This window comes from Zoogloea sp. LCSB751, assembly GCF_002028455.1.
GTDB lineage: Bacteria > Pseudomonadota > Gammaproteobacteria > Burkholderiales > Rhodocyclaceae > Zoogloea.
This window is the reverse complement of sequence record NZ_MWUM01000020.1, coordinates 57,520-83,052: the sequence shown is the minus strand read 5'-3', so window position 1 is coordinate 83,052 and position 25,533 is coordinate 57,520. Positions and strand designations below refer to the sequence as shown.

Genomic DNA, 25,533 nt, shown 5'->3' with positions numbered 1-25,533 from the left:
AACAGTCCAGGCTCGGCGCCTTGGCAGAGCGCGGCAGCAGTATGGGTACAGGTCCCCGTTACGGAGCAGCCGTGATGTTACACAGCCGAGCCATCGCCCTGGATCAAAGTCAGCCCCTCATATCGTGACACCGGCAATTCACATCAATCCCGATGATTACCTCGAAACCGAGGGTGGTCGCGTCTTCACTGCCGAGCGGAACGCGCTGGCCTGGGAGCGTGCGTTTGCCGATCTATCGCTAGCCTTGCGTGGTGGTTCAAACCCCAAAAGCCTTTACGTCGTGATGGGTGTTCAAGGCGCGGGCAAGACAACATGGGTGCAATCGAACCAGGAGCTTCTCACCAATGCCGTCGTGTTCGATGCCGCATTGCCTGCAAAGTCTCATCGAGCCAAGGTGCTTGCTATCGCCTCCGCGCTGGGCGTGCCGGCAATCGCTGTATGGGTCAACGCCCCGCTGGAGGTGGCCCTGATCCGTAACCAACTGCGCGCTCCAGATAAACGAGTTCCAGAAGCTGCTGTTCGCAGCGTGTTTTCCATGCTGGAGCCCCCTTCCATTGAAGAGGGGTTCGTTCAAGTCATCGAGATTTCCGCCGACGCCAACACCGGCCATGGCTTCGCCCACTTTCATTGATCTTTTGTTAACGCCATAAACATGCAAGTCATCATCGTTGGAGCCGGCAAGCTGGCGAAGGAATTGCTCGGCTCGCTGGAGCTGGACACGCGGTATCAGGTTGTTTCGTGGGATGAGCGGGCTGCGGACGATGGGCAGGCCATCGTGGTTCATGCGGGTTCGGGGCGGGAGTTGGCGGCGGTCAGCACGTTTTGTGTAGAGACGAGGTCGCCACTCATCGAACTCTCCACCGGGTCGGCCGTCGAGGATGGCGAGTTCGCTTTTCCGGTGGTGCTGTGCCCTAACACGAACATCCTGATGCTCAAGTTCATGGCGATGCTGGAGGCGTCCGGGCCGCTGTTCCGGGGCTACAAGATCGAATTGGTGGAATCCCATCAGGCGTCGAAGACCTCGGTGCCGGGCACGGCGGTGAGCATGGCCCATTCGCTCGGGCTGGCGCCGGAGGCGATCCAGTCCGTCCGCAAGCCGTCGGTGCAGCACGACACGCTGCACATCCCCGAGAACCAGCTCGCCCGCCATGCCTTCCATCGCATCCGCATCGAGGATGGCGCCTGCAGCGTGCAGATGGAAACGCGCGTCTATGGCGACACGCCCTACGCGAACGGCGTCGCGCGCATCGTCGAGGCGGTGCATGCCCATCCGCTGGAGAGCCGGGTCTATCCTGTAATGGAGTTCATCACCAAGGGCTGGTTGTAACCCCTCCCCTGCCGGCCTGATTTGCGGCTTCCATGCCACTCGTCTGCCACCACCAGCGATGCCCGCGCCGGTGGTCAGCCGAAGAGCTTGCCCTTCAGCAGTTCGATGCCCTGGGCCACCAGGTCATTGCTCTCGGGAATGGCGCCGTTGGGTGTCAACTTGTCCACGACCTGCGGGAGCAATTCGGCGAGCTGTCCGGAAACCTGCTCGCTGTCGAGACCGAACTGGCTGGCGAGGCTTTGCAGGATGCCGCTGCTGCCCAGCACACTCTGGATCTGTTCGGCGGAGATCGGCAGGTTCTGGCCCGTTGACACCCAGGACTTGGCGATGTCACCGAGGCCGCCGTTCTGGAAGGCCTGGACAAGGCCGGCCAGTCCGCCGGTCTGCGGGTCGTTGACGAGTTGCATGATGCCGGCGAGCAAGGGATTGCCGGCACCCTCCGTTGCTTGGCCGGACATGACGGCGCCGACGACTTGATCGAACAGACCCATGATTGTTCCTTTCACTGAGGTGGGGAAATGGTGCGCGGGACATCACGGCCTGTGCGACGCCGGCCGCAACGATGAATGCCACAAAGGCGATCGTCTGAGTGCAGGAGTAGTTTAGCCCGACACGCCTTACGCCTGCCCTGCAAAGTGCTGCGTCACCCATTGCTCGCACACGCTCCACAGCTGCGGCGCCCCTCTCCTGATAACGGGGCCATAGCGCGAGAAGATCTGCTCCAGCGAAACGCCGTTCTCCGTCCAGGTGCCGCCACCGGTGAAGACATTGATCAGCAGCGGCTGAAAACGGTCGAGGGCCTTGGCGAACTTCGCGTCCTCACTCTCCGCGCGTTCGAATTCCTGCCACAGCGCCAGCAGCGCGTCGCCTTGAGACTGCGGCAACAGGCCAAACAGGCGCACCGCAGCGGCGGCTTCCTGTTCGGCCTGCAATTCGGGCGATGTCCCGCCATGGATCGGGAAATCGCCGACGTCGATCTCGACGATGTCATGGATCAGGAGCATGCGCAGGACGCGGTTGGTATCCACCGGTCCGCTGGCGTATTCGCTCAGCAGCAGGGCGTACATCGCCAGGTGCCAGGAATGCTCGGCGGAGTTTTCCTTACGGCTTTTGTCGAGCAGCGGCGATTGCCGGACGACGGACTTCAGGCGGTCGATTTCCCTGAGGAAATTGAGTTGCTGTTCCAGTGCGGTCGCTTGCATGGTGTCCTACATCTCGATGTGGCCGCATAGTTTACCGAACAGCGGGGGCGACAATCTGCTTCGGGTCTACACCACTCGCCTTTCGCCAAAGGCGCGCTCCCGGATCTTCCCCATCACGCCAGCCGCTCCACCATCCGCACCAGATCCGGCAGCCGGGTGACGCCCATCTTCTGCATGATGTTGTGGCGGTGCACCTTGACGGTCATCTCCGATACGCCGAGTTCGGCGGCGGCCTGTTTGTTGAGGGCGCCCTTGACGATGAAGGCGATCACCTCGCGTTCACGGGCGGTGAGGGAGTCATAGCGGCGGCGGATCTCGCCGACTTCGCTTTCGTCCTTGTACGACGCCCGCGCGCGTTCGAGGGCGGCGTGGATGGCGTCGAGGAGGTCGTCGTCGCGGAAGGGCTTGGAGAGGAATTCGACGGCGCCCTTCTTCATCGCCAGCACCGCCATCGGAATGTCGCCGTGGCCGGTGATGAAGATGATCGGGATCGACAGTCCGTCCTGCGCCAGCCGCGTCTGCAGTTCCAGCCCGTTGAGGCCGGGCATGCGGATGTCGAGGATCAGGCAGGCCACGCCGGGCGGACGCTGCGCCGCCAGAAAGTCCTCGGCCGAGGAAAAAGTTTCGACGGGCAAGCCGACCGAGCGGATCAGGCTGCTCAGCGCCTCCCGCACCGACAGGTCGTCATCGACCACATATACCCGTTCGGGGCTGTCCACCATGTTGTCTCCGTGCGTTTTCAATTGTCGGGGATCGTGAAGCGGAAGCAGGCGCCCGGCCCGGCGCCACGTTCCAGCCACAGGCGGCCGCCATGGTTCTCGACAATGCCGCGGCTGATCGCCAGCCCCATGCCGAGGCCGTCCTGCTTGGTGGTGTAGAAGGCGTCGAAGAGCCTGGCCTCCGCGCCTTCGGGCACGCCCGGGCCGCAGTCCTGCACCGAGAATTGCAGCCCGCCTGCTTGCGCCGGCTCGACGCGGATCTGCAGCAGGCGCTCGCGGCCGGGCAGGTCGCGCATGGCATCCGCCGCGTTGACGATCAGGTTGAGGATCACCTGCTGCAGCTGCACCGCGTCGGCGATCAGGCACGGCGTGGGCACCGGCAGGTCGACGCGCACCTGCACGCCGGCGTCGGCGAGCATGGCGTGCAGCATCTGCAGGAGTTCGTCGAGCATGCGCGCCACGTCCACCGGCTCGCGGCGGATCTCGCCGGCACGCAGGAAGCCACGGATGCGCGAGATCACCGAGCCGGCCAGGCTGGCGTCCCGATTGACCCGCTGCAGCGCGGCCTCCACTTCGCCGAGGTCGGGCGCCGGCCGGGCCAGCCAGCGCAGCGCGGCCTGGCTGTTGGTGATCACCGCCGACAGGGGCTGGTTGATCTCGTGGGCGATGGAGGCCACCAGCTCGCCCATCGCGGTGAAGCGCGCCACGCGGGTCAGCTCGCCGCGGGTCGCCGCCAGCGAACGCTCCGCCTCCATGCGCAGGGTGATGTCCTCGACGATCACCGCCAGCATCGGCCCGTCCTGGGCCATGGCCGGGATGCGCGACGCGCACACGTTGGCCCACAGGTAGCCACCGTCCTTCTTCTCGTAGCGCTTCTGGGTCTTGTAGCCGGGCAGCTCGCCGTCGAACAGGCCATATACGTTGCGCTGGGCGGTGGCCCGCTCGGACGGCTCGGTGATCTCGATCAGCGACACGCCGACGATCTCGTCGGCGCCGTAGCCGAGCATGCGCTGCAACGCCGGGTTGGCGGACAGGATGCGCCCCTCCCGGTCGGCCAGCGCGATGCCCACCGCGGTGTTCTCGTAGAGGCCGAGCCAGCGCCGGTCGGACACCTGCAGCGCGGTGAAGCTGCGTTGCAGGGTCTTGCGGCTCTCCACCAGCCCCGACGTGAGTTCGAGGATGTCCGAGGCCTGGGAGTTGAGCTCCCGCTGCAGGATGTCCACCGTGCGCTTCACCGTCACCAGGTTGCGGGCGCGGGCGCACAGTTCCTGGGCCGAGAAAGGCTTGATGAGGTAATCCTGCACCAGGTTTTCGAGGAGGTTGGAGCGCAGCGCGTCGTCGGCCCGCGCCGACAGCACCAGCACCGGCACGTTCGGGTAGTCCGGCAGCTCGGCCAGCGCGCGCACGAAGCGTTCGCCGTCCCAGCGCGGCATCATCAGGTCGGTAACGATCAGGTCCGGCGGATCGGCCACCGCCGCCTCAAAGGCCGCCTCGCCGTCTTCGCACAGAATCACGTTGTATTCGTCGGACAGCACGTCGTGCAGGAAGAGGCGCAGGTCCGGATTGTCCTCGGCCACCAGCACCTTCGGCTTGCCGGGCTGGAAAGCGCCCGGATGGAAAGCCTCCGCGCCGGGCAGGCTCAAGTCCGCCGCCAGCGGTAGCGCGCTCTCCGGCGTGAGCTGCACCTCGCGCCCCGCCGCCGTCCGCACAAAGGCGCCATCCGGCGCGCGGGCCGGGACCTCCACCTGGAAGCACGCGCCGCCGCCCGGCGCATCGACCACCACCACCGTGCCCCGGTGCAGCTCGACGAACTCCTTGACGATGTTGAGACCCAGCCCGCTGCCGCCCGTGTCGAGGCCTTCGCGGCCCTGGGTGAAGCGGTCGAAGATGTGCGGCTTCATCTCGTCCGGCACACCGGGGCCGGTGTCCTGCACGCTGATCAGCACTCGCCCACCGGGCAGGTGCTCGAAGCCGCAGGCAATGCGCCCGCCCGGCGGCGTGAACTTGAAGGCGTTGGACAGCAGGTTCTCCACCACGCGGGCGAACTTGGCCCGGTCCACGTCGGCGTAAAGCTCATCCTCTCCGCGCAGGCTGAAGGTGATGTGGCGGTCCTCCACCACCGCGTCGAAGCCGGCGGCGATCTCGCGTACCAGGGCCACCAGATTGGCCTGCACATAGGCCATTGGCATCCGGTCCGCGTCGATGCGGGCCAGGTCGAGCAGGTTGTTCACTTGTTGCAGCAAGGAGCGCGCATTGCGCTGGATCGCCGCCAGCCGGAAGCGTTCCCGCTCGCCGAGGGCGGCACTTTCCTGGATGAGCTGCTCCACCGGGCCAAGGATCAGGGCCAGCGGCGTGCGCAGCTCGTGGCTCACGTTGGCGAAGAAGCGGGTCTTGTAGCCGTCCAGTTCCTTCAGGCGTTCCAGCGCCGCCTGCAGCTCGCCGTTCTTGCGCGACAACTCGGCGCTGCTGGCGATCTTCTCGGTGATGTTGCGCCCTTCCGGCAGCAGAAAGGCCACCTGCCCCGCGTCGTCGAGGATGGGGGTCAGCGAGAAATCGATGACGATGGTGCGGCTGCCGTGCAGGTCGCCGAACACCTCGAAATCGCAGCGCGCAAAGCGCCCGTTGCGGGCCTCCTCGATCATCTCGCGGACCCGCTGGCGCACCTCTTCCGACACCTCCCACCAGCGCGCCTGCCAGAAGGGCTTGCCGATCACGTCCTCCAGCGCCAGGCCGGCCCCGTCCAGCGCCGCCTGGTTGATTTCCAGCACATTGCCGTCCAGGTCCAGCAGGCCCAGAAACTGGTACATGGAATCGAGGATGATCCGCGCCATCTTCTGTCGGCGCACGTCCCGCGCGTCGCCCGCTCCGATCACGACCCCGCGCACCGAGGTCGGCCTGGCCACCCTGCAAATCTTGTCGTCGGGATTCATCCCGTCTTCTCCCAATGCGGACAGGCCGCGGGGACAAGATCTGTCCCCGCGGCCGCCCTTTTTGCTGCCAAGGATGCGCGTTCAGAAGCGATAGGTATAGGCCAGCGTTGCGTTGTCCTGGGCGTGGCTCACCCGGATCGGTGCCGAGGTGTTCGGCAGGCTGACGTTATCCATATTCTCCTGGAAGGCGTGGGACCACGCGAAGTCCACGCTGGAGCTGGGCGACACCGCATAGCCGAAACCCGCCGACAAATGCTTGCGCGGAATCGCCGGGATCACCGCGAACAGCGTCGAGCCGGGCAGCGCCTGCTGCGCAAAACGGAAGCCGCCGCGCACCGTCCAGCGGGAATCCGCCTGCCAGGCGCCGCCCAGGGCCAGGATGGTCTGGTCCTTGTAGTTCTGCGGCAGCAGGATGTTGAGGTCGCCCCCGCCATCGGCGGCAAAGCCCACCTTGATGTCCTTCATCACGCTGGACCAATACACCCGCGACAGATCAGCCGCCAGCGTGAGGCGCTCGTTCACCCGCTGGCTCACGCCGAGGTTGAAGACCGCCGGCATCTGGAAATCGCGGATGCTGATGCGGCCCGGCAGCGGCACCTGCCCCGCCACCCCATCGACGGCCGTCAGCGTTGCCCGGCCTTCCATGTCCGACACATGACTGCGGCCGGTGTAGGCGGCGCCGACGCGGGTCGCCTCGGAGAACGCGTAGGTCATGCCGACCCGCGGCGTGTAGCCCCACGCACCGATGCCGCTCGCCACCGGCGAATTGCGGGTCAGGCTGAAGTGCGCGCCACGCAGGTCCGGCAGGCCGCCGAGCACCGGCAGCAGCGAGCCGGACACGCGCCCGGCGCCGATCAGGCTGCCCACCTGGTCGGCGCCCAGCAGCAGGTTGAGGTTCATGCCCTGCCAGGTGGCGTCGATGCCGGCGCCGACGGTCAGCGCTTCCGACACGCGGAAGCTGGCCGCGAACGGAATGTTCAGCACCAGCAGGCGGCTCGAATTCTCCAGCCCGGTATCCAGCCCACCCGTCGCGCGGGACAGGAAGCTGCTCCGCCCGAACTCGGTACCCAGCCCGCCCTGCGCAAAGGCACCGACGCCAAAGGTCCACTCACCCACGCGACGGCTGTAGGCCACCTGCGGCGCGTAGTAAGGGCCACGGTTGGCGCTGTGGTTGCTGGAGTTCACACTCTCGCCGCTGCTCTGGTTGCGCACATCGATGTCGGTGGTCACCAGGTCGACGCCGAGCAGGAAGGCGTTGTCGGTCTGCATCAGCGACAGGGTCGCCGGGTTGGTCATCATGCCGGCGGGGCCGGTGTCGTAGGCGGTCGCCGTGCCGCCCATGCCGCGGGAGATCGCCCCGAAGCCCTCCAGGCGGAACACATCGGTGGCACAGGCGCTGCCACTGGCCGCAGCCAGGGCCAGCGCCAGCGCGCTGACGGCCACACCGCGGCGCTGCGCGCCCTGCCCCTTCGAATACCGTCTTCTCATTGTTATCTCCGCATCGGTTCCAGCCGGAACCTCAAAAGAATCGATCGAAATGGATCTGCTCGAAGGGCACCCGGTGATCGACCATCAGCATTTCCTGCAGGGCCTGGGTCATTGGCGGTGGGCCGGCAAAGTAGAACTCATAGTTGGAGAGGGCGGCCGGCAGGGCCTGGGGAAGGCGGGTGTGCACGAAGCCCGTGGCACCCGCCCAGCCCTCTACGCCCGGGGAGGAGACCACCAGACAGTAGACGATGTGCTCACCGAAGCCGTCGAGCGCGGCGAGCATCGACTCACCGCACACGTCACGAGGCTCCCGTGCGCCGTAAAAGAAATAGAGTTTGCGCGGGCCGAGCAGGCCGGCCTCCACCGCCCCGCGGGCGATGGAGATCATCGGCGCGAGGCCGGAACCGCCCGCCACGCAGACCAGATCGCGCGGCGCCTCGGTGCGCAGGTAGGCCACGCCGTAGGGGCCGTCGAGCCCGATCTCCATGCCTGGACGCAGCAGGTTGAACAGCGCGTAGGAGCCCTTGCCCTGCCCCACCCGGCGGATCTGGAAATGCCACTCGCCCGTCTTGTTGGGCGTGTTCGACAGGGAATAGGCGCGGGACGTCCCGACCCCCGGCAGATCGAGCATCGCGAACTGGCCGGGCAGAAAATCCGCCGGGCCGTCGCTGTGGAAGCGAAACTCCCGAATGTCGTGGGTGATGTCGGTGATGCCGGTCAAGACCGCCCGGCGCCGCTTCGGCGGAATGGCCGGCACGTATTCCTTGCCGGTCGGCGCCTTGATGGTCACATCGCCCAGTGCCCGGCACTGGCAGGCCAGATGGCGCCCGCGGCGGCGGTCGCGCTCGCCGAGGCCCGGCGCGTCGGGCCACAGGTCTTCGACCTCGCCGCTCAGCAGCTCGAACTTGCAGCCGCCGCAACCGCCGGAGTTGCATTCGTAGGAGAGGCCGACGCCGCCCCGCAGCGCGGCGCGGAGGATGGTATCCCCCGGCGCCTGCTCGAAGCAGCTGCCGTCCCGCTCATTCAGGATCAATGGCGCGTTCATGGCGATTCGGCGCGGTCAGAGGCCCAGGCCGCGGCGAAAGTCGCGGGTGGCGGCCTTGGCGGCTTCGGCTGCGCCCGGCACATCGGGCAGCGCCGCACAGTAGGCGTCGATGGCGCGGTCGGCCAGCGGCTCCCACTTGGCGATCCAGCCCTGCATCAGTTCCTTGTTGCCCGGCGTTTCCTGGGCCATGGCGGCAAAAGCCGTCGCCCAGCGGCGGTGGCGGGCCACGTCGGTCAGCTGCGCATCGGTGATGAGGCCCAGCAGCGTGTCGCCGTTGTGGCGGGCGGATTCGCCGAGGCGGCGCAGCACGGTCTCCTCGACCGCCGGCTTGACCACCAGGTTCAACACCACCACGGCCTCGCCCCAGTCCCACACGGTCAGCGCCTTTTCCATCAGCTCGCGGAAGCCCTGCCAGGCGGAATCCTCTTCCCAGTAGCGCCGCTCGTCCTCGCCAAAGCCCTTGTCGGCAAAGGTCTGGGACAGCTCCTTGGTGCGGTAGGCGGTGTGGCTCAGCCAGCGCAGGCTGTCGGCCATCTGGAAGTAATTGCAGTTGGTCAGCGTGCTGGCCGGCGACACCTGGCCGACGTAGGCCGATGCCATCTGCAGCGTATGGAACAGGTAGCGGGCCGGGGTGTACAGGCGGGCCAGCGTGCCGGCCCAGCGCGGGTCGAGAGCCTTGTCGTGCTCGCGCTCGTTGAACTGGTCGAACAGACCGAAGACGTAGGTCTCCTGGCCGTCCTGCATCAGGTTGTAGGTGCGGTAGACCACCTCGTCCGGATCGCGGAAGGCGTTCCAGTCGGCATGCTTCAGCGCGGTACCGAAGGTGTGCTTCTTGTACCACTGGTTCATGAACATGTCGGGGGACAGTTCATACGGCGAATCGGGGCGCTTGTCGTTGTAGTGCAGGTTGGTGCTGACGATCTCGTATTCGCTCGGCTTGCGGCGGCGGGCGGCCAGGTGGCTCCAGGTCTTCTGGGGCTTCAGGACTTGAATCTCGGACATGCGGTGTCTCCTCGCGTCTTTCTTGTCTGGGGTGGCGGTCTGCGGCCGCTCAGAGCGTCTTGTTGAAATAGAAGCGGATCTGGTCGTCGCGGCTCTCGATCTGGCCGGCGAAAGAGCTCAGGTCCACCTCCAGGTCGTTCATGCGGAACGGGCGCCCCAGCTCCTCTTCGATGGTGGCCTGGCGCAGGATCATTTCCTGATCGGCGTGGATGCGGATGTAGGCGCGCTTGTCATCCACGAAGATTTCCTTGCCCGGGTTGTCCACCTTGGCGGCCTCGATGACCGCCTGGGCCAGATCGCCGGCGCGCATCACCGGGCCGACCAGGTTGTTGTGATAGGCCTGCGCCGAATTTGCAGTGCTCATGCTCATGTCCTTCTGAATAGGGGTGGCCTGCAGCGGCGCTCAGCTGTGGGCAAACAGGGGCTCGACGCCCTCGGTGCTGACGAACACCTCGTCGCCATCGACCTTCACCGGATAGCTCGCCAGCGCGCAGTCGTCCGGGTTGATGCCCTTGCCGGTGCCGGCGTCGAACTGCCACAGGTGGGCGCGGCAGATCAGCTTCTTGCCGTCGAACTTGCCCTCCGACAGGGCGATGTCCTGGTGCGGGCAGATCGCCTGGAAGGCCTTGATCTCGCCGCCGTCGGCACAGACCAGCAGCACCTCGTGGCCATTGACGGTGTAGGGCGCCATCTCCCCTTCCCACACGTCATCGACCGTACATACCTTGGTGAAACTCATGCTCTTGCTCCTCGATCCGGTGGGCGCCTCAGGCGGCCTGCCAGACGATGTCCACCGTCTCGGTGGGCTTGAACCCCGCCTCGGCAACCTTCAGGTTGCGCGGCAGCAACTCGGTGCTGCCGTGGCGGCGCACCCGCAGGATGTGGCCCGGCCGGTCACGCACGCGGCGGCCAACCGAATGCACGGCGGCAGCCGCCGCCACCTCGTCCATGGTGTGCTCCGTATCCACGGGCACCAGCTGCAGGACGAAATCCCCCTCGAAATTGGAGGTCAATGGAAAAAGGGCCATGGTGTAAATCTCCTCGTGTGGCACACGGCGCACCGGCAGCAGGTCTGCCGGGCGCGCCGGATCAGGGGGTCAATGGGGAAAAATCAACCCGCCTTACGGGTCTCGCGCAGGGCGCGGTAAACCTCGGCCCAGGCATAGTTGTGGGCGTCGTCGCCGATCTCGCCCGGGGCCAGGCCCATGTACTGCAGGGCACCGCCCAGATCCATCGGCTGGATCATCCCGGCCAGGAAGCGATCGACGATGGACAGGTGGCCGGCGTAGCGCTCGGGCTCCTGCTCGAACACCCAGCGATCCACTTCGGAGCCGAAGTGGTACAGGCGGCCGTTGTATTCGAGGGGATAGTCCTTCACGTCCCAACCCTTGCCTGGTACGCCGAGGATGGGCAGCTGGCACATGTTGCAGACGTAGGGCAGCGTTTCCGGATAGGTCATGGCCATGTTGCCGTCGACCACGTTGTCGATGAACACGTCCCAGCACTGGCCCCAGGTGTCGTTCCAGCCGGGGTACTTCTCCTCCAGCCAGGCGCGCTCGTCCGGGGTCACGCCGGCGGCGGGGTTCCACCACAGGGTCGGACGCCAGAAGTAGGAGCCCAGGTGCATGCCGTGGTGGGTCTGGCCGATGTCCTTCAGGAAGATGTCCCAGTACCAGGGCAGATCCAGGCCCATGTCGGTGAGGGCGCGCTCGAACTGGGCGACGATCCACTCCTCCATGAACTCCTTGAAGGACTGCTTGCGGTGCTCCAGCGGGGTGTAATAGTCCATGATCGGACCGGTCAGCACCGAGAACAGCTTCCAGGCGCCCCACACCGCAATATCCACGCGCTTCTGGGCTTCTTCCTTCTTGCCGTTCTCGATCAGCACCTTCAGGGCCGGGCCGCCGATCTGCGCGTGGCGCGACTCATCCGTCTGGATGCTGGAGATCAGGTTGGCGAAGGTGTGGTCGCCCGCCTCCGCCGCATCCGCCGCGAGCCCCAGGAACTGCATGTTGGTGAAGCCGGTCTCGAAGCTGAAGGTCAGCATGATGGAAACGCTGATCGCGTCCCGCGTCATCATGATGTCGTCGAAGAAATGGCGGGCCGCGATCATCGCCCACTCATTGGTGTCGTAGGCCTTGAAGGCCCAGTCCATCTGGCGGTCCTTCGACACATGCTCGTGGGGGAAGTAGAGCTGCATCTGGCCGTGGCGGATCTCGTCCATACAGCCCAGCGTGGACATGTTGCGCATGCCCGGCGCCTTGGAGAACCGCATCATCCGCGCCTCGGCGCTGGCCGCCGCGTATTCGCCGCGGGCAATCGCGCCGTAGTGCGCCTTCATCACCGACTTCCAGCCCGGATCGGCGTTCTCGAAGATCCGGCTGCGCTCCAGCGCCGCCTTCACCGAATAGGCGCCGGCATCCTTCTCGCGCTGGACCTTCACGTATTCCGGATAAGTCTGCTTGTAGGGCTCGTCGTAGTTTTCCCAGGCGCTTAGCGGCAGACCGAATTCGCCCGACAGCTTGGGCGGAAACAGTTCGTCCTCCGTAACGTACTTGGGTGTCCAGTTGGTGGAACGGGCCAGGTCATACCAGTCCATCCGATTGAGTACGGCCATTCATGTCTCCTTCATAACGGGATGCAGGAGCCCTGCAGCTCCCCCTCGTATCCGGTCGATCTGCGCCGACCGGAGCGACCAGCCGAACCGACGCTGCGTTTCGACCGTGTGGAGGAAAGTTATAAGGAAACAAAAACGCGGGGTATTAGACGATGGTTTAGGTGCTGTGCAGCATGGGGGGAGACCAAACAAACCCAAAATGGATAAATTGGCGACAACAGAATGTATCGTCCAATCAATAATGGAGCGGCAACACGTCCAACCTTGCGAAGCACATACCCATCACTTTGAGCATTGAAAACCATACCCGTATCGGGCATAGTTTGGAAAACCAGATGACGCACATCCTCAAGCGGAAGGATTTCGCACGGTGGCAGGTGGGCGAGAAATTGCCCGACGCCGCCTTGTGCAAGGCAGTCAAGGAAATGGAAGACGGTCTGATCGATGCAGACCTGGGCGGCAACCTCTACAAAAAGCGGGTGGCCCGCCCCGGCGGCGGAAAGAGTGGCGGCTACCGTACGCTGCTGTCGGCCCGAATCGATAACCGCTACGTGTTCCTGCACGGGTTTCCCAAGAGCGACAGAGCGAACATCACGCAGAACGAAAAGAAGGCGCTGCAATTCGCCGGCAAAGTGTTCCTGGAACTGTCCGCCGAAGACTTGTCGAAAGCATTGCAGTTAGGTGTTTTACTGGAGGTGCATTGTGAGCAAGATCATTGAATCCCTGCGCGACGACCTGGCTACGCTCAACGAAGCGGGCGCCATCAGCAAGGTGACGATGCGCGAGTTCGACGCGATCTGTCCGCCGCCGGTGCGGGAGTTCAACGCTGCCGACATCAAACGCCTGCGTGAAAAGCTGCAGTTCAGCCAACCGGTATTCGCGCTACACCTGCACACCACCGCTTCGACCGTGCGCAAGTGGGAGCAAGGCGAAACCCATCCTACGGGACCGGCGCTCAAGCTACTCAATATCATCGCCGACAAGGGCCTGCAGGCCATCATCTGATGCCCGCTAGAGACGGGCATTCGCGATGCGAATAGGCCCGCGCCCGGAACGCATCCGGGCACCGGCCAATCAGGACGTCCTTTCAGCCGCCCGCAGCGCCTCGAACAAATCCCCCACCTCCTGGGCCAGCATCGAGCAGGCCCACAGGTAATTGTCTTGCAGCGTTGGATTCATGCGCCGGAAGACATCCCCCGCATCGCCATAGGTCATGGCGAGCAAGGACAGCAATTGCACCTGACGGGCGGAAAGCTGATCGACGATGGCCAGCGCATTGGCCTCCTCGGCCAGCCGGTAGAACGGCCCCGCCGGCGCGGGGAAACTGAACGGCGTATTCATCGCAACGCCCTCCCCCCGCTCCGCGCCCAGCGCGGAAGAGGCGGAACAATTACGACGGCATGAGCAATGGACGCGTGCGAACCAACGCACGCCAGGGCGGAAACAACCATGGTGCGGACTCCTTGTTTGGGACTCTTTCCGCTCCCCGTCGCCAAACGGGGGGCGGGCCAAAGCAGGGTTGGCGAACCGGAAACAAGGAACCGGCAGGGCCGAAGCCCTCCCCACCCGGCCCGCCATTGATCATGGACGCACCAAGTGTGCACGGACAAAAAAAGCCGCAACGCGGCTCACTATCCGCCTTGTTTTCAGCAGGTCGCCAAACCTGATCGCTGATGTTTCAGCGACGGGCGGAGTATCGGCTGAGTGTTGCGGGGGCGTCAAGGGAGGGGGCTGACGGGAACGAATGGGGATGTCGTCAAAGGATTTGCGAGTCTATGAAATTTGAAAAATGTGAAGTGGTTCGCTGAAAAAGTGCCGGGCTTCATGGGATACCCCTACCTAATTAAAGCATGCATCCGCTGATAAGTAACCGGCTAGATGGCAAGGACGCGAACTGACATAAGTAATCGGCATCAAGATGCAGATAACAATAGGAGACAAGACATTGGCACTTCTCTAGGGGCCTATCAATCATGCACTCTGGATTCAGGCGGGCAGATCAAAAGGGAGCGTTAGCAATCGAGTAGAAATTTGAGAATGTGGGCGATAAGTCTGCTCATTGGCCTAAACAACCGCTTGGATGTGCTCTAAGCTACGTCAGTAATAGCCCGTCGCACCACGACGGCACTGGGCGACTAAAGCGCAGGCTGCATCCAGCACGGATACTCTTGTGCATGAAAAACAATACAACATGGGTTCGGCTTTGGCTCGGGAGTGTGACGAGTGACGAGGCCGTAAGACAACTGAGGCTTGGTCCTACCGGTCAATGTCGACAGTGACCATCAACGCCAACCCACCTACGATATATAGGCATCACGAGATGGATGACAAGCAAGGCATTCGCAAGGAGCACTCTACGCTACGATTATCGAACACGGTCGGATTCCGTGGCTGTAAAGCCACAACCTACCCACAGAATTTGGCAATCTCAATTAACTGATTACAAAAAAGGATTTTCTTATCTACACCGGCTTTCCGGACCGTTTCGCCGCGGCACTTTTGACAATCGCAATCTCCAACATCTTAATTTAAAAAATATGGAAAACAGCCTTCTCAGCCAACCCGCACCAATATTTAATAAATTCACCCTAAATGGCCTCCATGGCTATAAAAACGTTAGCCTATCTTGTCACTCACCAATCAAAATAGTTAGCGCCGACAACGGGTCTGGAAAAACATCATTATTGAATGCGATATACGCTGTATTTGAGGGCCGCCCAACATTACTTTACTCGCTGGATTTTGAGTCCATCGAGATCGTATGGTCAGACGACTCTATTTCATCTTATCAAAAAGACGAACTATTTAGCGCATTCAAGCCTGACGACTTAGATTCAATTGCAGAAAGTGACATATTCTCCATCTGGGACATTGAAAAAGACAGCGCAATTGATTTGCTCACCAAGTACATATTAGGTGATTTAGATGAGGCATCCCAAACCAGAGCATTTAAGGACATATATCGCGGCTCCCCATACGACAAAGACGAGATATTCGAACAGCTATCTTCACTATGTGCCCCATTCCTAAAGTCCAGACGTTTCTCCGACCTGTATGCAAAAGCAAAGGCACAACTTAACGGATGCTCGGTTCTTTATCTGCCGACATACCGAAGAATTGAAGCTGACATCCCTGAGTTCCGCAGCACCCCTCAGCAACCGAATCGCCTCACAAACAGGGGTAGAGCAGCAAAAGACGCGTGGAGCTCAACGCGACTAATATTCTTTGGAATGGGAGATATTGAAGCGAGACTTAATTCAATTTTTTCTCAAATAAGAAAGGAAACACTCGAAGCATCGACTCGCAGCAATGGACAAACATTAGAGCAGCTGATAGGCGCGGACCCAGACACTGATGTGACTCTTCAAGAGACGTTCGATCTAGCATCGATCGAAGCAGTACTCGCTCGCGTAGGGAAAAACACTTCTGAATTGCGCGCAGGACTTTCCGCACTAATTGAAAGCCGTGAAATATACAAAGAAAATCGAGGTGAGCTAAGGAGATTTCTAAGTCAGTTACTAAAAGTCTACGCACAGCGACGAGAAGACGAAGAGGCAATCGAGCAGTTTACAAATATTGTAAATCGCTACATTTATCCCGAAGGTGATGACCCTAACTCACCTATCAAAAGTGAGAAGCGACTCATGTTTGATAAGGTGAAGCTAGAGCTAGAAGTAAGAAACACAATAATAGACAAAGAGATAAAGTTCGAAAATCTTTCATCTGGAGAAAAACAGGTAATCAGCATCTTTGCTCGATTAATGCTAGACCCCCGAAAGAATTACTTGATATTGGTGGACGAACCAGAACTTTCTTTGTCCCTAGAATGGCAACAGATGTTACTTCCAGACATATCCTCGTCCCCAAATTTTCGGCAACTCGTCGCAATAACCCATTCGCCATTTATTTTTGACAACAATCTTGCTTTGGCAGCCGGCAGCCTTGAGACCACATATAAGAATGGCGCAGAAACTCAGCAATGAACAATACGCCAGAAAATATATCGAAGAAAAAGAATTCTTTGGCAGTAACTATCATGCGATACAACAAGCTCAAAGGAAAGCTGCCAGACAAGAAAATCCTTGTCGTCGAAGGAGACGACGACCTCATATTTTATGGTGCAATATTTAATCGCCTACAGAAGACAAACATCGGATTTTTCTTTCCAGCAAACGGGAAGGACAATGTACTCGGACTAAGGGATCACATATTCCGAAGCAAGGAAATTTTAAAGGGTGGCGGCACACTATATTTCATCGATAAGGATTTCGATGATCTTAAAGGCCGGTCAGCTGGAAGCGATATATACGTCACCTCAACTTATTCCATAGAAAATATTTTGGTGTGCAGAACAGCACTACGCAATATTCTTCTCACTCAATTCAAACTGTCGGACGCAGAAACCTTCGATGATGTAGATCGCATTCTTTCTCTTTTTGACAATCTGCTTCAGCAGCATAAGAACGCACTATACGAGGCAAATCGCCTAATTCACTTTGTTCGAAAGAAATCACTCGAAGGAGAAAAACTCACCTCTGGCTCTATCAGCGAGGCCCCCTCAAAATCCGTCGAGGTTAAGCACAAAGATGCATCAGTTCAGCAGACCGCAAGTGGCCAAGAGCTCCTCAAGCTTATATCCATCTCAACTCCCATTGATCCGAAAGACTTCGATGGTCTAAAAAGCGACTTTGACTCACTGGACTCCACCCGAGAGTGGAGAGGAAAGTTCTTGTTTTATACCTTTCAGAGATTTATATCTATATTGATTGAAGATAGAAATTCGAAGGCCCCGAATTTTTTTTCAAAAGGGGGCGGAAAAATATCAATTGACACAAAATCAAGCTCCCTCTTAGCAATGCTTTCGGCATCATGCGAAATACCAGACTGCCTAAGAAAATTTACCTTAAATATCGAGAGCGAAATAAACTAAAAACCACGACATCTAACACTCCACTCTTACGAGCAGAGATTCGATCTTCACACCTGAAGCATATGGCTCCTTTGGTGATCCGCACCAATTAAAATTACTCGCGATATGGAATTGCCCTTGATTTTTAATTAACCCAAAAAAACGACACTCAGATGATAAATTCAAACCACTAATCGCCATTCAATCCTTAATGGGTTGAATGGCGGGACGAGGCTGAATTTTGAGTTCAAAAAAACCGGCAGTTCAGTATAAACGGCCATTGAAGGGCACTTTTCCGATGTATGGCTATCAAACTCGGCAAGCTACTTGGACCGTAACGTAGGGAGTGTCAGAATTTCTGTGTGTAAGGCTTGAAGAGACCTCTCTACCGAGCTGCCGTCAGGCGACTCGGTAGAGAAGTCGGTAGTGATTCTATTCGCGTACCACTTCAACGCGTTCGGCGTAAAGAATGGCAAATTGGGTCATTGCCTCTTTCCAGTCCCTGGCCGCCCGTCCCCAGTCAGCAGTGATACTACGCGGGGCCAGCCAGATCAGTTTGGTCGCAACCTCGTCGCTCGGGAAATGCCCCCGCGTCTTGATGATCTTGCGCAACCGGGCGTTGATGCTCTCGATGGCATTGGTGGTACGGATTACCTGGCGGATCGGGGGGTGGAAAAGCAAAGAAGGGAATCACCCGATCCCATGCCCGACGCCAGGCGGTGACCACTGACGGAAACTTCTCGCCCCAGGGGCCTTGGGCGAAGGCGTCGAGTTCGGCTTGCGCGGCTTCGGCGCGGATCGAGAAGCGGTCCTTCTCCACGCACTCCCAGCGCCGGACCCGATGTCGTTGGGCCAAGCAGCACTTACCGACCAAAACACGGCGCCCACTGACCTCAACGCCCAGCCATCGGGGCTCTTCACGCAGTGCAGCTCACTCCACGCTGAGCCCACTTCCCTCCCAGCCGCGTTCACTTCCCTCTGAGCCCCGCCTTTGATGCTCCGATTTGAACTTGCTCAGCTCCGAGCTGAACAAGTTCAAATCAACGTTAAGCCGACTTCCCTCAGACTTAAGTTGGCCTCCCTCAGACTTGAGCCCGCTTCCCTCTGAGCATCGATAGCTCATCTCCGAGGATCTCGAGCTCAGCTCGCCGCATCAAAAGTTCCAGTCCGGGGATCTCGAGTTCAAGTCTGAGCTGAACCCGTTCAAGTCCAAGCTTCGATAGTTCAAATCGGAGGGTCGAGCACTTCGCTCCGGGCTCGGACGTGTCAGCAATTTTTTGCTCAGGCCTCCTGCAGCGCCATCGGTTGATAGCGCACCCCGTTCCGGGCCTGCACTTCTGCGGTCGGGGCGAAGCCGAAGGCCGCGTACGTGGGCACGGCGTATAGGGATGAGTTCACCGTGAAGTGGGTGGTGTCGCCGGCGCCGGCCTTGAGGCGCTGCCACAGGCCGCGGGCAATGCCTTGCCCGTGCAGGTCGGCGCGGACGAACAGGTGGTGGACGTGGGTCTGGCCCCGTAGCGCGGCGACGCCGACCAGTTCGGTTCCGACGCAGGCCACCACGTAATCGATGGCCGGGTCGGCGATGCAGCGGGCGACCGCGTCGACGGAGAAGTTCTCCAGGAAGGGCCCCGCCTCGGCGGCGGCGGGGTCGGCGAGGAAGTAATGGGCGAGGCCGCCGATCAGGTGGGCCACGGCCGGTGCGTCGGATGGCTGGGCGCTGCGGAGGGTGAGTTCAAGGGGCATGGGAAGGACAGGATGGGGTGCAGCTGTGCGTTTGTCTGCCCGATAGGCCAGGAGCAGGAGTTTATACAGCAGCGAGGCGGTAATCCCGACGATGCCGATCGTGATGACGATGGCGTCCAGCATACAGGCATCTCCTTGTGTGCCGGCACGATGCGGTGTGCCGGCAGATAAAGAACATGCCGATGATATGAATTTTGCGGAGGGCGGGGGGCGAGAATTACAGATGCATTGGTTCTCGAATAGAGAAGGATGTTTCCGGCTGGCCGCGCCGGCCAAATGAAAATCCTGCAGCAGTCGTGCAAAGGGATGCCGACAGGTCGTGGCCAGGGCATTCGCGTCGATTCTCCTGCACGTGGGGATTCAATCACGTCAATCGATCACTGGAAATTCTGAAAGCGCGCCCCGCACGGTAAAATCGCGCCAACACGCAGGCATTCGCTGTACTAACTTCATGTTCGCCCTATGCTTTTGCATTCTCTTCTAACGGAACGCTTCGACAGCGAACACAGCAGCGAGGAATTGCTGCAGATCCTGGTGTCGGTGCTGAACGCGTTTCCCGTTGCCTGCTTCCTGATCAATAGCGAACACCGCGTGATTCATTGGAATATGGCGTGTGAGGTTCTAACCGGCGTGTCTGCGCGGGCCATCGTAGGCACCAAGGATCAAGGAAAGGCGTTCTACGCCTGCGACCGAATGGTCATGGCCGATCTGGTCCTTGATGGTGCTGCGAACAATCAGGTCGATGCGCTCTACCACGGCAAGTTCCGGCCTTCTTCAACAGTCCCCGGCACCTATGAGGCCGAGGACTTCTTTCCCCACTTTGGCAAAGAGGGGCGCTGGCTGTATTTCACGGCCGCCCGCATCTGCGACGCACATGGCACGCCCATCGGCGCGATTGAAACCTTGCAGGATGTGACGGCGCGCCGGCAGGCCGAGGCGGCCCTGCACTTGAGCAATGAGCGCTTCAAGGCGCTCAGCTGGGTCGACGATCTGACGCAACTCTACAATTCGCGCCGGTTTCATGAGGTGCTCGACCATGAGATCTCGCGGGCCGCGCGCTATGCCCATCCGCTGTCGCTGATGGTCTTTGACATCGATTACTTCAAGCAGATCAACGATACCCACGGGCATCAGGAAGGCGACCGCGTCCTGCGGCTGATTGCCGAGCATCTGCGCCAATGGCAGCGCGAGGCCGACCATCTGTTTCGTTTTGGCGGTGATGAGTTTGCCGTCATCCTGCCGGAGACCAGTACGGCCGCAGCGCACACCGCCGCCACGCGACTGGTTGAGGAATGGCGGCAATTCAAAGGCAACGGAGCCGGAGCAGCAACCCATGGCAGTACGCTCAGCGTTGGCGTTACCCAGTTGAAAGCGGATGACACGGCGGAGACGTTCGTCCGGCGGGCCGATCAAGCGGCCTATGAGGCCAAGCGCCTCGGGCGGGATCGCGTTATTGGCGCGTAGAGCCCGCTCGATCGTGGCCGCAGCGCATCGGCAGGCTGGGCGCGGCGAAGGGGGGACGGAAGAGACATGGGAAGGACACCAGGGATGATGTTATTTTCAGATTTAGTTTGCTATGTCTCCCGATAGTGCGTATCGTGAAACGCAGCGATTTCTAGTTGTGTCGTGATTTTGTTGGTCTAGTATCCGCAGTCCTGCGGCAGCATTCCCCCATTTTTACCTCGCTTTCATGATCTCGCCCCCCCCAGGGGCTATGCCCCGTCATTTTTCGGAGATTCAAGATATGGCAGCAGGTACTGTTAAGTGGTTTAACGACTCCAAAGGTTTTGGTTTCATTACGCCCGACGAAGGCGGTGAAGATCTCTTCGCCCACTTTTCCGCGATTCAATCCGCGGGCTTCAAGAGCCTGACCGAAGGCCAGCGCGTCAGTTTCGACGTGACGAACGGCCCGAAGGGTAAGCAGGCTAGCAACATCCAGATCGCCTGATTTTCCTGGCGTCTGTCTCAAAGGCGGCTGAATCCTCTCAGCCGCTTGCAAGCTCTTGTGCCGACTTGATTGTCGGCACAGGCATGGAACCGGATCGTTCTGATTTCCATGCAGCCTCTGCAAAAGAATCAATCACTTCAGCGCAATACAGCGCCAAGGCTCAAGCGCCCTGCTCCATTGCGAGCATTGCCGCCCTGCCCTGCGAAAATGCCTGGTTGTGCCCGATGCCTCAATCGGGTCGTCGCGAATTGGCCGGTCTGTCTCATGCCGACCTTCATCGCTATCCAGCCCCCTGCGATGAGACTCAAACGGCGAGCGCGCTGCATTCAAAGCACGCCGTTTCAACGACATGGAGTACAGCATGACCAATGCCATTCAGCGAACCGAGCTGAAGACTTTCTACTACACCCCGGTCCATTGCCCGTTTTGCGGCACGCGGGTGATGGGTGCAGATCCGGTGGACGAGACCCTCATTACCGCCTGCCCGCATACCTTGTTCATTGCCCACGATACGGCTTTCGAATACCGCTCGGAGCGATTCGACAAGAACCTCGATCTGCATGGTTTGAGCGACAAAGAGGTCGAAGAGCGATGGCTCAGCGAGGTGGGCGGGGTCGATGGCCTCACCGACCAGGTCACGCTGGCGGACGCGATCAAGGTTGCAGCCTACGCACCTGACCCGTCGCCCTACGGTTCTTACTACGGCTTTGCGCCGACCGAATAAGCATTACCCCTGAGCCCCGTTTCTTTCGGGCTTGACCACATTTACCCCTGGAGAAACGACTTATGGCCAAGGAAGACCTGCTTGAAATGCAAGGTGTTGTGATGGAAGTGCTGCCGGATTCGCGCTTTCGCGTCACCCTCGACAACGGACACATGCTGGTAGCCTACAGCGGCGGCAAGATGCGCAAAAACCATATCCGCGTGCTGGCCGGGGACAAGGTTTCCCTCGAAATGTCCCCTTACGATCTGAGCAAGGGCCGGATCACCTTCCGCCACATCGAAGGCCGCACGCCACACGCTCCGCGCGCACAACGCCGTTAAAACGTATCGGACACGCCCGTCTTTCCGCACGGAACCTCGTTGTCCATTCAGCCCAGTGGGCCCTCAGGAGGAGCCATCATGGCTAAGCCAAACTACCAGTTCGAGAAACGCCAGCGAGATCTGGCCAAGAAGCAGAAGCAGGAAGAGAAGCGTCGCGAGAAGCTTGCGAACAAAGCGGCTAACGCCAACGCTCCGCAGACGGACGTGCCGGAAGAGGGTGTGTCGCAGGGCGTGAACGGTCAGGATTACGGGACCGCATTGAATTAACAATACGGCGTCGTCGTAGTCCCTAGCGTCTGGCAATTCCATCGGGAGCGCCAGACGTTTTGCGTTCAAGCTGCCCTCACGCGCACACGCAGTTCCGCCCGTTGCGCTTGGCCCGGTAGAGTTTTTCGTCGGCGCGCTCGATCATGGCGACGTGGTCCCCGGTAACGTCCGGCACCATGGTGCACAGGCCAACGCTGATGGTGACGCTTCCGTTGGGGGACATGGCGTGGGGGAGTTGCAGGTCGGCGATGAGCTGGCGGCACTTTTCGGCGATCTGCAAGGCGGCGTCGGCCGGGGTTTCGGGCAGGACCAGGGCGAACTCCTCGCCGCCGTAACGGGCGAACAGATCGCTCGAACGCACGGGCATGGCGCTGATCGCCTCGGTGATGCGCTGCAGGCAGTCGTCGCCCCTCACGTGCCCATAGTGGTCGTTGTAGTTCTTGAAATAATCCACATCGAACATCAGCAGCGACAGCTGTTGCCCACTGCGCCGGGCGCGCGCCCATTCGGCCACCATCGTCTGTTCGAACAGGCGGCGATTGGCGATGCCGGTCAGTTCGTCCTGCTTGGCCAGGGCTTCGAGCTTGCGGTTGAGCTGGAGAACCTTGTCTTCCATCTCCTTGCGTTCGGTGATGTCGAACATGAAGCCGATCAGGTCGGTGGTGACACCGTTCCCGTCGCGGATCACATGCACCACGTCGCGTATCCACACGTAGCTGCCGTCGGCCTTCAGGGCGCGGTAGTCGGCCTCGTGATCGACGCCCTGCTCCGACTGGCGGATGCAGAAGTTGGCGGTGCGCTCCCGGTCTTCCTCATGGATGCGCTCGATCCAGTCCATCGCCCCCAGCCAGCTGTCCCGCGGCCAGCCGAGCAGGCGCTCGATCTGCGGGCCGATGTAGTCGAACTGCTTGGTCTGCCAGTCGATCTTCCACGGAATCGCCTTGGTCGATTCGAGCAGGGTCTTGTACACGCCCCAGTCGTCGCTGCGTTCCAGCCTGTCGATACCATTGAAAGTCTGTGCGTCTGTCATCGTCTTGTCTCGTGCGGGGGTCTCTCCGGCCAGCCACGGCCGGCCGGAGAGATTAGCGCGGAAATTTTGCACGGAACGACGGCTCGGGGCGGGAGTGAGGTACTTGTGCACACTCTAGGGAAAGTGTCATAAAGCGCTTGAGAGCGCTTGGCACGGATGGGTGCCCTGGCACCTTACAACCTGAACCGCGCCACCGATTCGCGCAGCTCGCTGGCCAGGGTTTCCAGCCGCTTCACGTCTTCGTCCGCCGCCCGTACCGATGCGGCGGATTCTTCGGCCATGCGGGCGATGCGTTCGACGTGCTGGGCGACGCAGGTGCCGGCCTGGCTTTGTTCGGCGGTGGCACTGGCCACGTCGCGCACCTTGGCGACGGTGGCTTCGGCGCCGGCGCTGATTTCGCGCAGGGACGCAGCGGCGGCGAGGATCAGCACGGTGCGCAGTTCGTCGAGCATGGTGGCGCGCAGTGTGATCAGCGCCACGCCGGCCACCACGATCAGCCCCAGGATCGCACTGCCGACGATGAGGCCGAGGCGTCGGGATAGTTTCATGGTTGGGTTCCTTCCTGCTGTCTTGCGGCCCAATTGAAAACGGCCACCGGAACCGTGTCCGGTGGCCGTTTTTCGGCCTTGCCTGGGTGATTCGCGCGCGGCTCAGTGCTTCATGGAGAACGCGGAAAGCCAGGAGGTCTTGCGGGCTTCGGCGAAGGCCTTCTCGCGCAGCGCGTTGTACTCGTCGTGCGGCACCGGGCTGGCGTCGCGGTTGCCCAGGTCGTGCATGCGCACCCGGGAGGTTTCGCGGGCAGTCCACACGGCAATGGCGGCGATGACGGTGACACCGAGGGTGATGGAGCCGACGGTCACCGGGATGTTGCTGGAGCCCGGGGGCGCCACTGTGGCGAACACGGCGGGCAGCATGGCGGTAACCATGGTGCCGAGGTTCTGGGAGATGGCCATCGCCGAGACGCGGGTGCGGGTCGGGAACATTTCCGGGTAGAAGCTCGGGAAGATCGCGTTGTAGCCTTGATAGACTAGGCCCCACATCAGCAGCGACATGACGATGGCGAGCGGCACGCTGTGAATGCTGATGGCGTACAGGTAGCCGAAGGACAGGAGGCCGGCGCCGAGGGAGCCGCCGATGATCAGCGGACGGCGGCCGATCTTGTCGGACAGGTTGCCGACGATGGGGATGACCAGCACGGCCAGGCAGTTGCCGAGCACCGGGATCCACAGATAGACGTCCTTGCTGAAGCCGATGCCGTAGCCGGGCTGCACCGCGTAAGCGGCACCGAAGATGGTGGCGACAACCGGGATGACGTTCATCAGGGAGGCGCACATCACGCGCAGCATGTCGCGCCAGTTCTCGCGGATGGCCTGGATGACCGGCGCCTTCGGAATCTCGCCCTTCTTGGTTTCCTGGGCGAAGGCCGGGGTCTCGTCCACTTCGCGGCGGATGATGTAGCCGGCGATGATGACGACGAAGCTCATCAGGAAGGGAATGCGCCAGCCCCAGCTGTTGAAGGCTTCGGTCGGCATGAAGTAGGCCAGCGGCAGGAACACGGCGGCGGCGAGGATCTGGCCGGCCTGCACGCCTTGCAGCGTGAAGCTGGCGTAGAAGCCGCGACGGCCGAAGGGCGCGTGTTCGAGGATCATCGAGCTGGCGCCGGAGATCTCACCGGCCACCGCGAAGCCCTGGACCAGGCGCAGGAGCACCAGCAGCGTGGGGGCCAGCAGGCCAACCTGGTCATAGGTCGGTAGCAGGCCGACGGCCATGGTGGAGATACCCATCAGGAACATGCAGATCAGCAGCACCTGCTTGCGGCCGTGGGTGTCGCCCCAGTGGCCGAGGACGAAAGCGCCGATGGGACGGGCCACGTAGCCGACGCCGTAGGTGGCGAGGGAGGCGACGATGGCGATCTGGGGATCGCCCTGGGGGAAGAAGACCTGCGGGAAGATCAGCGACGCGGCGGTCGCATAGATGAAGAAGTCGTAATACTCCAGCACGGAACCGATCCAGCCACTGGCGGTGGCCTTCTTGGTCTGCTGGGTCCCATGTTGCTTGTGTTCGACAGGACTACGCATGGTTGTCTCCGATTTTTTTGTGTGTTGAAGCAATTCGGAACTGAAAAAGTGCCACCGCGGTGGCTTCAGAAGTGGGGCTAGATTAACGATAGCGATGCCCGAATTAACTGCTCGAATACGTGCTATGCGCGATTAGCGCCACAGGTTGTTCGACAATCGCGCACGTTGTGAAGGCTTGGCAAGG

General features: G+C 61.0%; 27 protein-coding genes and 1 pseudogene. 11 read left to right on the top strand and 17 right to left on the bottom strand.

The genetic code is table 11. The features are described from left to right. Nucleotides 1-124: 124 nt before the first annotated feature. Together B4920_RS19230 and B4920_RS19225 are read left to right on the top strand one after the other, a co-directional pair. Entirely contained in the window at nt 125-631 is a 507-nt protein-coding gene (locus B4920_RS19230) for an AAA family ATPase (protein WP_079436296.1), read from the top strand. 21 nt (nt 632-652) lie between these two features. After that, the gene (locus B4920_RS19225) at nt 653-1,327 is read left to right on the top strand and encodes a dihydrodipicolinate reductase C-terminal domain-containing protein (protein ID WP_079436295.1); all 675 of its coding nucleotides are present in this window, start codon (nt 653-655) and stop codon (nt 1,325-1,327) included. Between the two features lie 74 nt (nt 1,328-1,401). Here B4920_RS19225 and B4920_RS19220 read toward each other — a convergent pair whose 3' ends face one another. The 11 genes from B4920_RS19220 to B4920_RS19170 all read right to left on the bottom strand — a co-directional run bounded on the left by B4920_RS19220 (nt 1,402) and on the right by B4920_RS19170 (nt 12,330). Further along, complete coding sequence (locus B4920_RS19220; RefSeq protein WP_079436294.1) at nt 1,402-1,818, bottom strand: YidB family protein; 417 nt, start codon at nt 1,816-1,818, stop codon at nt 1,402-1,404. Between the two features lie 126 nt (nt 1,819-1,944). After that, nucleotides 1,945-2,529, bottom strand: coding sequence for an HD family hydrolase (locus tag B4920_RS19215; protein WP_079436293.1), 585 nt, complete (start codon nt 2,527-2,529; stop codon nt 1,945-1,947). Between the two features lie 113 nt (nt 2,530-2,642). After that, nucleotides 2,643-3,251: a response regulator transcription factor gene (locus B4920_RS19210; protein ID WP_079436292.1), complete on the bottom strand. Its 609-nt coding sequence runs from the start codon at nt 3,249-3,251 to the stop codon at nt 2,643-2,645. Nucleotides 3,252-3,268: 17 nt separating this feature from the next. Further along, nucleotides 3,269-6,178: an ATP-binding protein gene (locus tag B4920_RS19205; RefSeq protein ID WP_079436291.1), complete on the bottom strand. Its 2,910-nt coding sequence runs from the start codon at nt 6,176-6,178 to the stop codon at nt 3,269-3,271. Between the two features lie 81 nt (nt 6,179-6,259). After that, nucleotides 6,260-7,666: an OmpP1/FadL family transporter gene (locus B4920_RS19200; RefSeq protein ID WP_079436290.1), complete on the bottom strand. Its 1,407-nt coding sequence runs from the start codon at nt 7,664-7,666 to the stop codon at nt 6,260-6,262. Nucleotides 7,667-7,697: 31 nt separating this feature from the next. Further along, the gene (locus B4920_RS19195; RefSeq protein WP_079436289.1) at nt 7,698-8,711 is read right to left on the bottom strand and encodes a 2Fe-2S iron-sulfur cluster-binding protein; all 1,014 of its coding nucleotides are present in this window, start codon (nt 8,709-8,711) and stop codon (nt 7,698-7,700) included. Nucleotides 8,712-8,726: 15 nt separating this feature from the next. Next, nucleotides 8,727-9,713, bottom strand: a complete 987-nt coding sequence (locus tag B4920_RS19190; RefSeq protein ID WP_079436288.1) for an aromatic/alkene monooxygenase hydroxylase subunit beta — start codon at nt 9,711-9,713, stop codon at nt 8,727-8,729. A gap of 49 nt (nt 9,714-9,762) precedes the next feature. Then, nucleotides 9,763-10,077: an MmoB/DmpM family protein gene (locus tag B4920_RS19185; protein WP_079436287.1), complete on the bottom strand. Its 315-nt coding sequence runs from the start codon at nt 10,075-10,077 to the stop codon at nt 9,763-9,765. 39 nt (nt 10,078-10,116) lie between these two features. Further along, nucleotides 10,117-10,452: a Rieske 2Fe-2S domain-containing protein gene (locus B4920_RS19180; protein WP_079436286.1), complete on the bottom strand. Its 336-nt coding sequence runs from the start codon at nt 10,450-10,452 to the stop codon at nt 10,117-10,119. 28 nt (nt 10,453-10,480) lie between these two features. Continuing rightward, nucleotides 10,481-10,741, bottom strand: a complete 261-nt coding sequence (locus B4920_RS19175; protein ID WP_079436285.1) for a toluene-4-monooxygenase system B family protein — start codon at nt 10,739-10,741, stop codon at nt 10,481-10,483. 83 nt (nt 10,742-10,824) lie between these two features. Then, the gene (locus B4920_RS19170; RefSeq protein ID WP_079436284.1) at nt 10,825-12,330 is read right to left on the bottom strand and encodes an aromatic/alkene/methane monooxygenase hydroxylase/oxygenase subunit alpha; all 1,506 of its coding nucleotides are present in this window, start codon (nt 12,328-12,330) and stop codon (nt 10,825-10,827) included. A 335-nt stretch (nt 12,331-12,665) separates the two neighbouring features. Here B4920_RS19170 and B4920_RS19165 point away from each other — a divergent pair, with 335 nt between their 5' ends. After that, a complete protein-coding gene (locus B4920_RS19165) occupies nt 12,666-13,049 on the top strand; it encodes a type II toxin-antitoxin system RelE/ParE family toxin (RefSeq protein ID WP_079436283.1) in 384 nt (127 codons plus the stop codon). Further along, nucleotides 13,033-13,335 (top strand): DNA-binding transcriptional regulator, encoded by a 303-nt coding sequence (locus tag B4920_RS19160; protein ID WP_079436282.1) that lies wholly within the window; start codon nt 13,033-13,035, stop codon nt 13,333-13,335. The genes B4920_RS19165 and B4920_RS19160 overlap by 17 nt, the downstream gene beginning before the upstream one ends. 69 nt (nt 13,336-13,404) lie before the next feature. Here the strand turns inward: B4920_RS19160 and B4920_RS19155 are convergent, their stop codons facing one another. Further along, nucleotides 13,405-13,671 (bottom strand): hypothetical protein, encoded by a 267-nt coding sequence (locus B4920_RS19155; protein WP_079436281.1) that lies wholly within the window; start codon nt 13,669-13,671, stop codon nt 13,405-13,407. Nucleotides 13,672-14,717: 1,046 nt separating this feature from the next. Between B4920_RS19155 and B4920_RS19150 the strand changes: the two genes are divergently transcribed. Next, nucleotides 14,718-16,313: an AAA family ATPase gene (locus B4920_RS19150; protein WP_161493343.1), complete on the top strand. Its 1,596-nt coding sequence runs from the start codon at nt 14,718-14,720 to the stop codon at nt 16,311-16,313. Further along, nucleotides 16,310-17,260 (top strand): DUF4435 domain-containing protein, encoded by a 951-nt coding sequence (locus B4920_RS19145; RefSeq protein ID WP_079436279.1) that lies wholly within the window; start codon nt 16,310-16,312, stop codon nt 17,258-17,260. The genes B4920_RS19150 and B4920_RS19145 overlap by 4 nt, the downstream gene beginning before the upstream one ends. Before the next feature lie 411 nt (nt 17,261-17,671). Here the strand turns inward: B4920_RS19145 and B4920_RS19140 are convergent. Both B4920_RS19140 and B4920_RS19135 read right to left on the bottom strand, forming a co-directional pair. Then, nucleotides 17,672-18,032: pseudogene (locus tag B4920_RS19140) on the bottom strand (transposase); the annotation flags it as partial. A 488-nt stretch (nt 18,033-18,520) separates the two neighbouring features. After that, on the bottom strand, nt 18,521-19,105 hold the full coding sequence (locus B4920_RS19135) for a GNAT family N-acetyltransferase (protein WP_079436278.1): 585 nt from the start codon (nt 19,103-19,105) through the stop codon (nt 18,521-18,523). Nucleotides 19,106-19,501: 396 nt separating this feature from the next. Here B4920_RS19135 and B4920_RS19130 point away from each other — a divergent pair, with 396 nt between their 5' ends. The 5 genes from B4920_RS19130 to B4920_RS19110 all read left to right on the top strand — a co-directional run bounded on the left by B4920_RS19130 (nt 19,502) and on the right by B4920_RS19110 (nt 22,241). Next, entirely contained in the window at nt 19,502-20,446 is a 945-nt protein-coding gene (locus B4920_RS19130; RefSeq protein WP_161493342.1) for a sensor domain-containing diguanylate cyclase, read from the top strand. A 280-nt stretch (nt 20,447-20,726) separates the two neighbouring features. Continuing rightward, nucleotides 20,727-20,930, top strand: coding sequence for a cold-shock protein (locus B4920_RS19125; protein WP_079436276.1), 204 nt, complete (start codon nt 20,727-20,729; stop codon nt 20,928-20,930). Between the two features lie 361 nt (nt 20,931-21,291). After that, entirely contained in the window at nt 21,292-21,654 is a 363-nt protein-coding gene (locus tag B4920_RS19120; RefSeq protein ID WP_079436275.1) for a hypothetical protein, read from the top strand. Nucleotides 21,655-21,716: 62 nt separating this feature from the next. Then, a complete protein-coding gene (gene infA, locus B4920_RS19115; RefSeq protein ID WP_079436274.1) occupies nt 21,717-21,974 on the top strand; it encodes a translation initiation factor IF-1 in 258 nt (85 codons plus the stop codon). Nucleotides 21,975-22,052: 78 nt separating this feature from the next. Then, on the top strand, nt 22,053-22,241 hold the full coding sequence (locus tag B4920_RS19110) for a hypothetical protein (protein WP_079436273.1): 189 nt from the start codon (nt 22,053-22,055) through the stop codon (nt 22,239-22,241). A 76-nt stretch (nt 22,242-22,317) separates the two neighbouring features. On the opposite strand, the gene B4920_RS19105 is transcribed toward B4920_RS19110, so the two are convergent. The 3 genes from B4920_RS19105 to B4920_RS19095 all read right to left on the bottom strand — a co-directional run bounded on the left by B4920_RS19105 (nt 22,318) and on the right by B4920_RS19095 (nt 25,349). Beyond that, nucleotides 22,318-23,271, bottom strand: coding sequence for a sensor domain-containing diguanylate cyclase (locus tag B4920_RS19105; protein ID WP_079436272.1), 954 nt, complete (start codon nt 23,269-23,271; stop codon nt 22,318-22,320). A gap of 173 nt (nt 23,272-23,444) precedes the next feature. Then, nucleotides 23,445-23,819 (bottom strand): hypothetical protein, encoded by a 375-nt coding sequence (locus B4920_RS19100; protein WP_079436271.1) that lies wholly within the window; start codon nt 23,817-23,819, stop codon nt 23,445-23,447. Nucleotides 23,820-23,921: 102 nt separating this feature from the next. Continuing rightward, on the bottom strand, nt 23,922-25,349 hold the full coding sequence (locus tag B4920_RS19095) for an MFS transporter (RefSeq protein ID WP_079436270.1): 1,428 nt from the start codon (nt 25,347-25,349) through the stop codon (nt 23,922-23,924). Nucleotides 25,350-25,533: the final 184 nt, after the last annotated feature.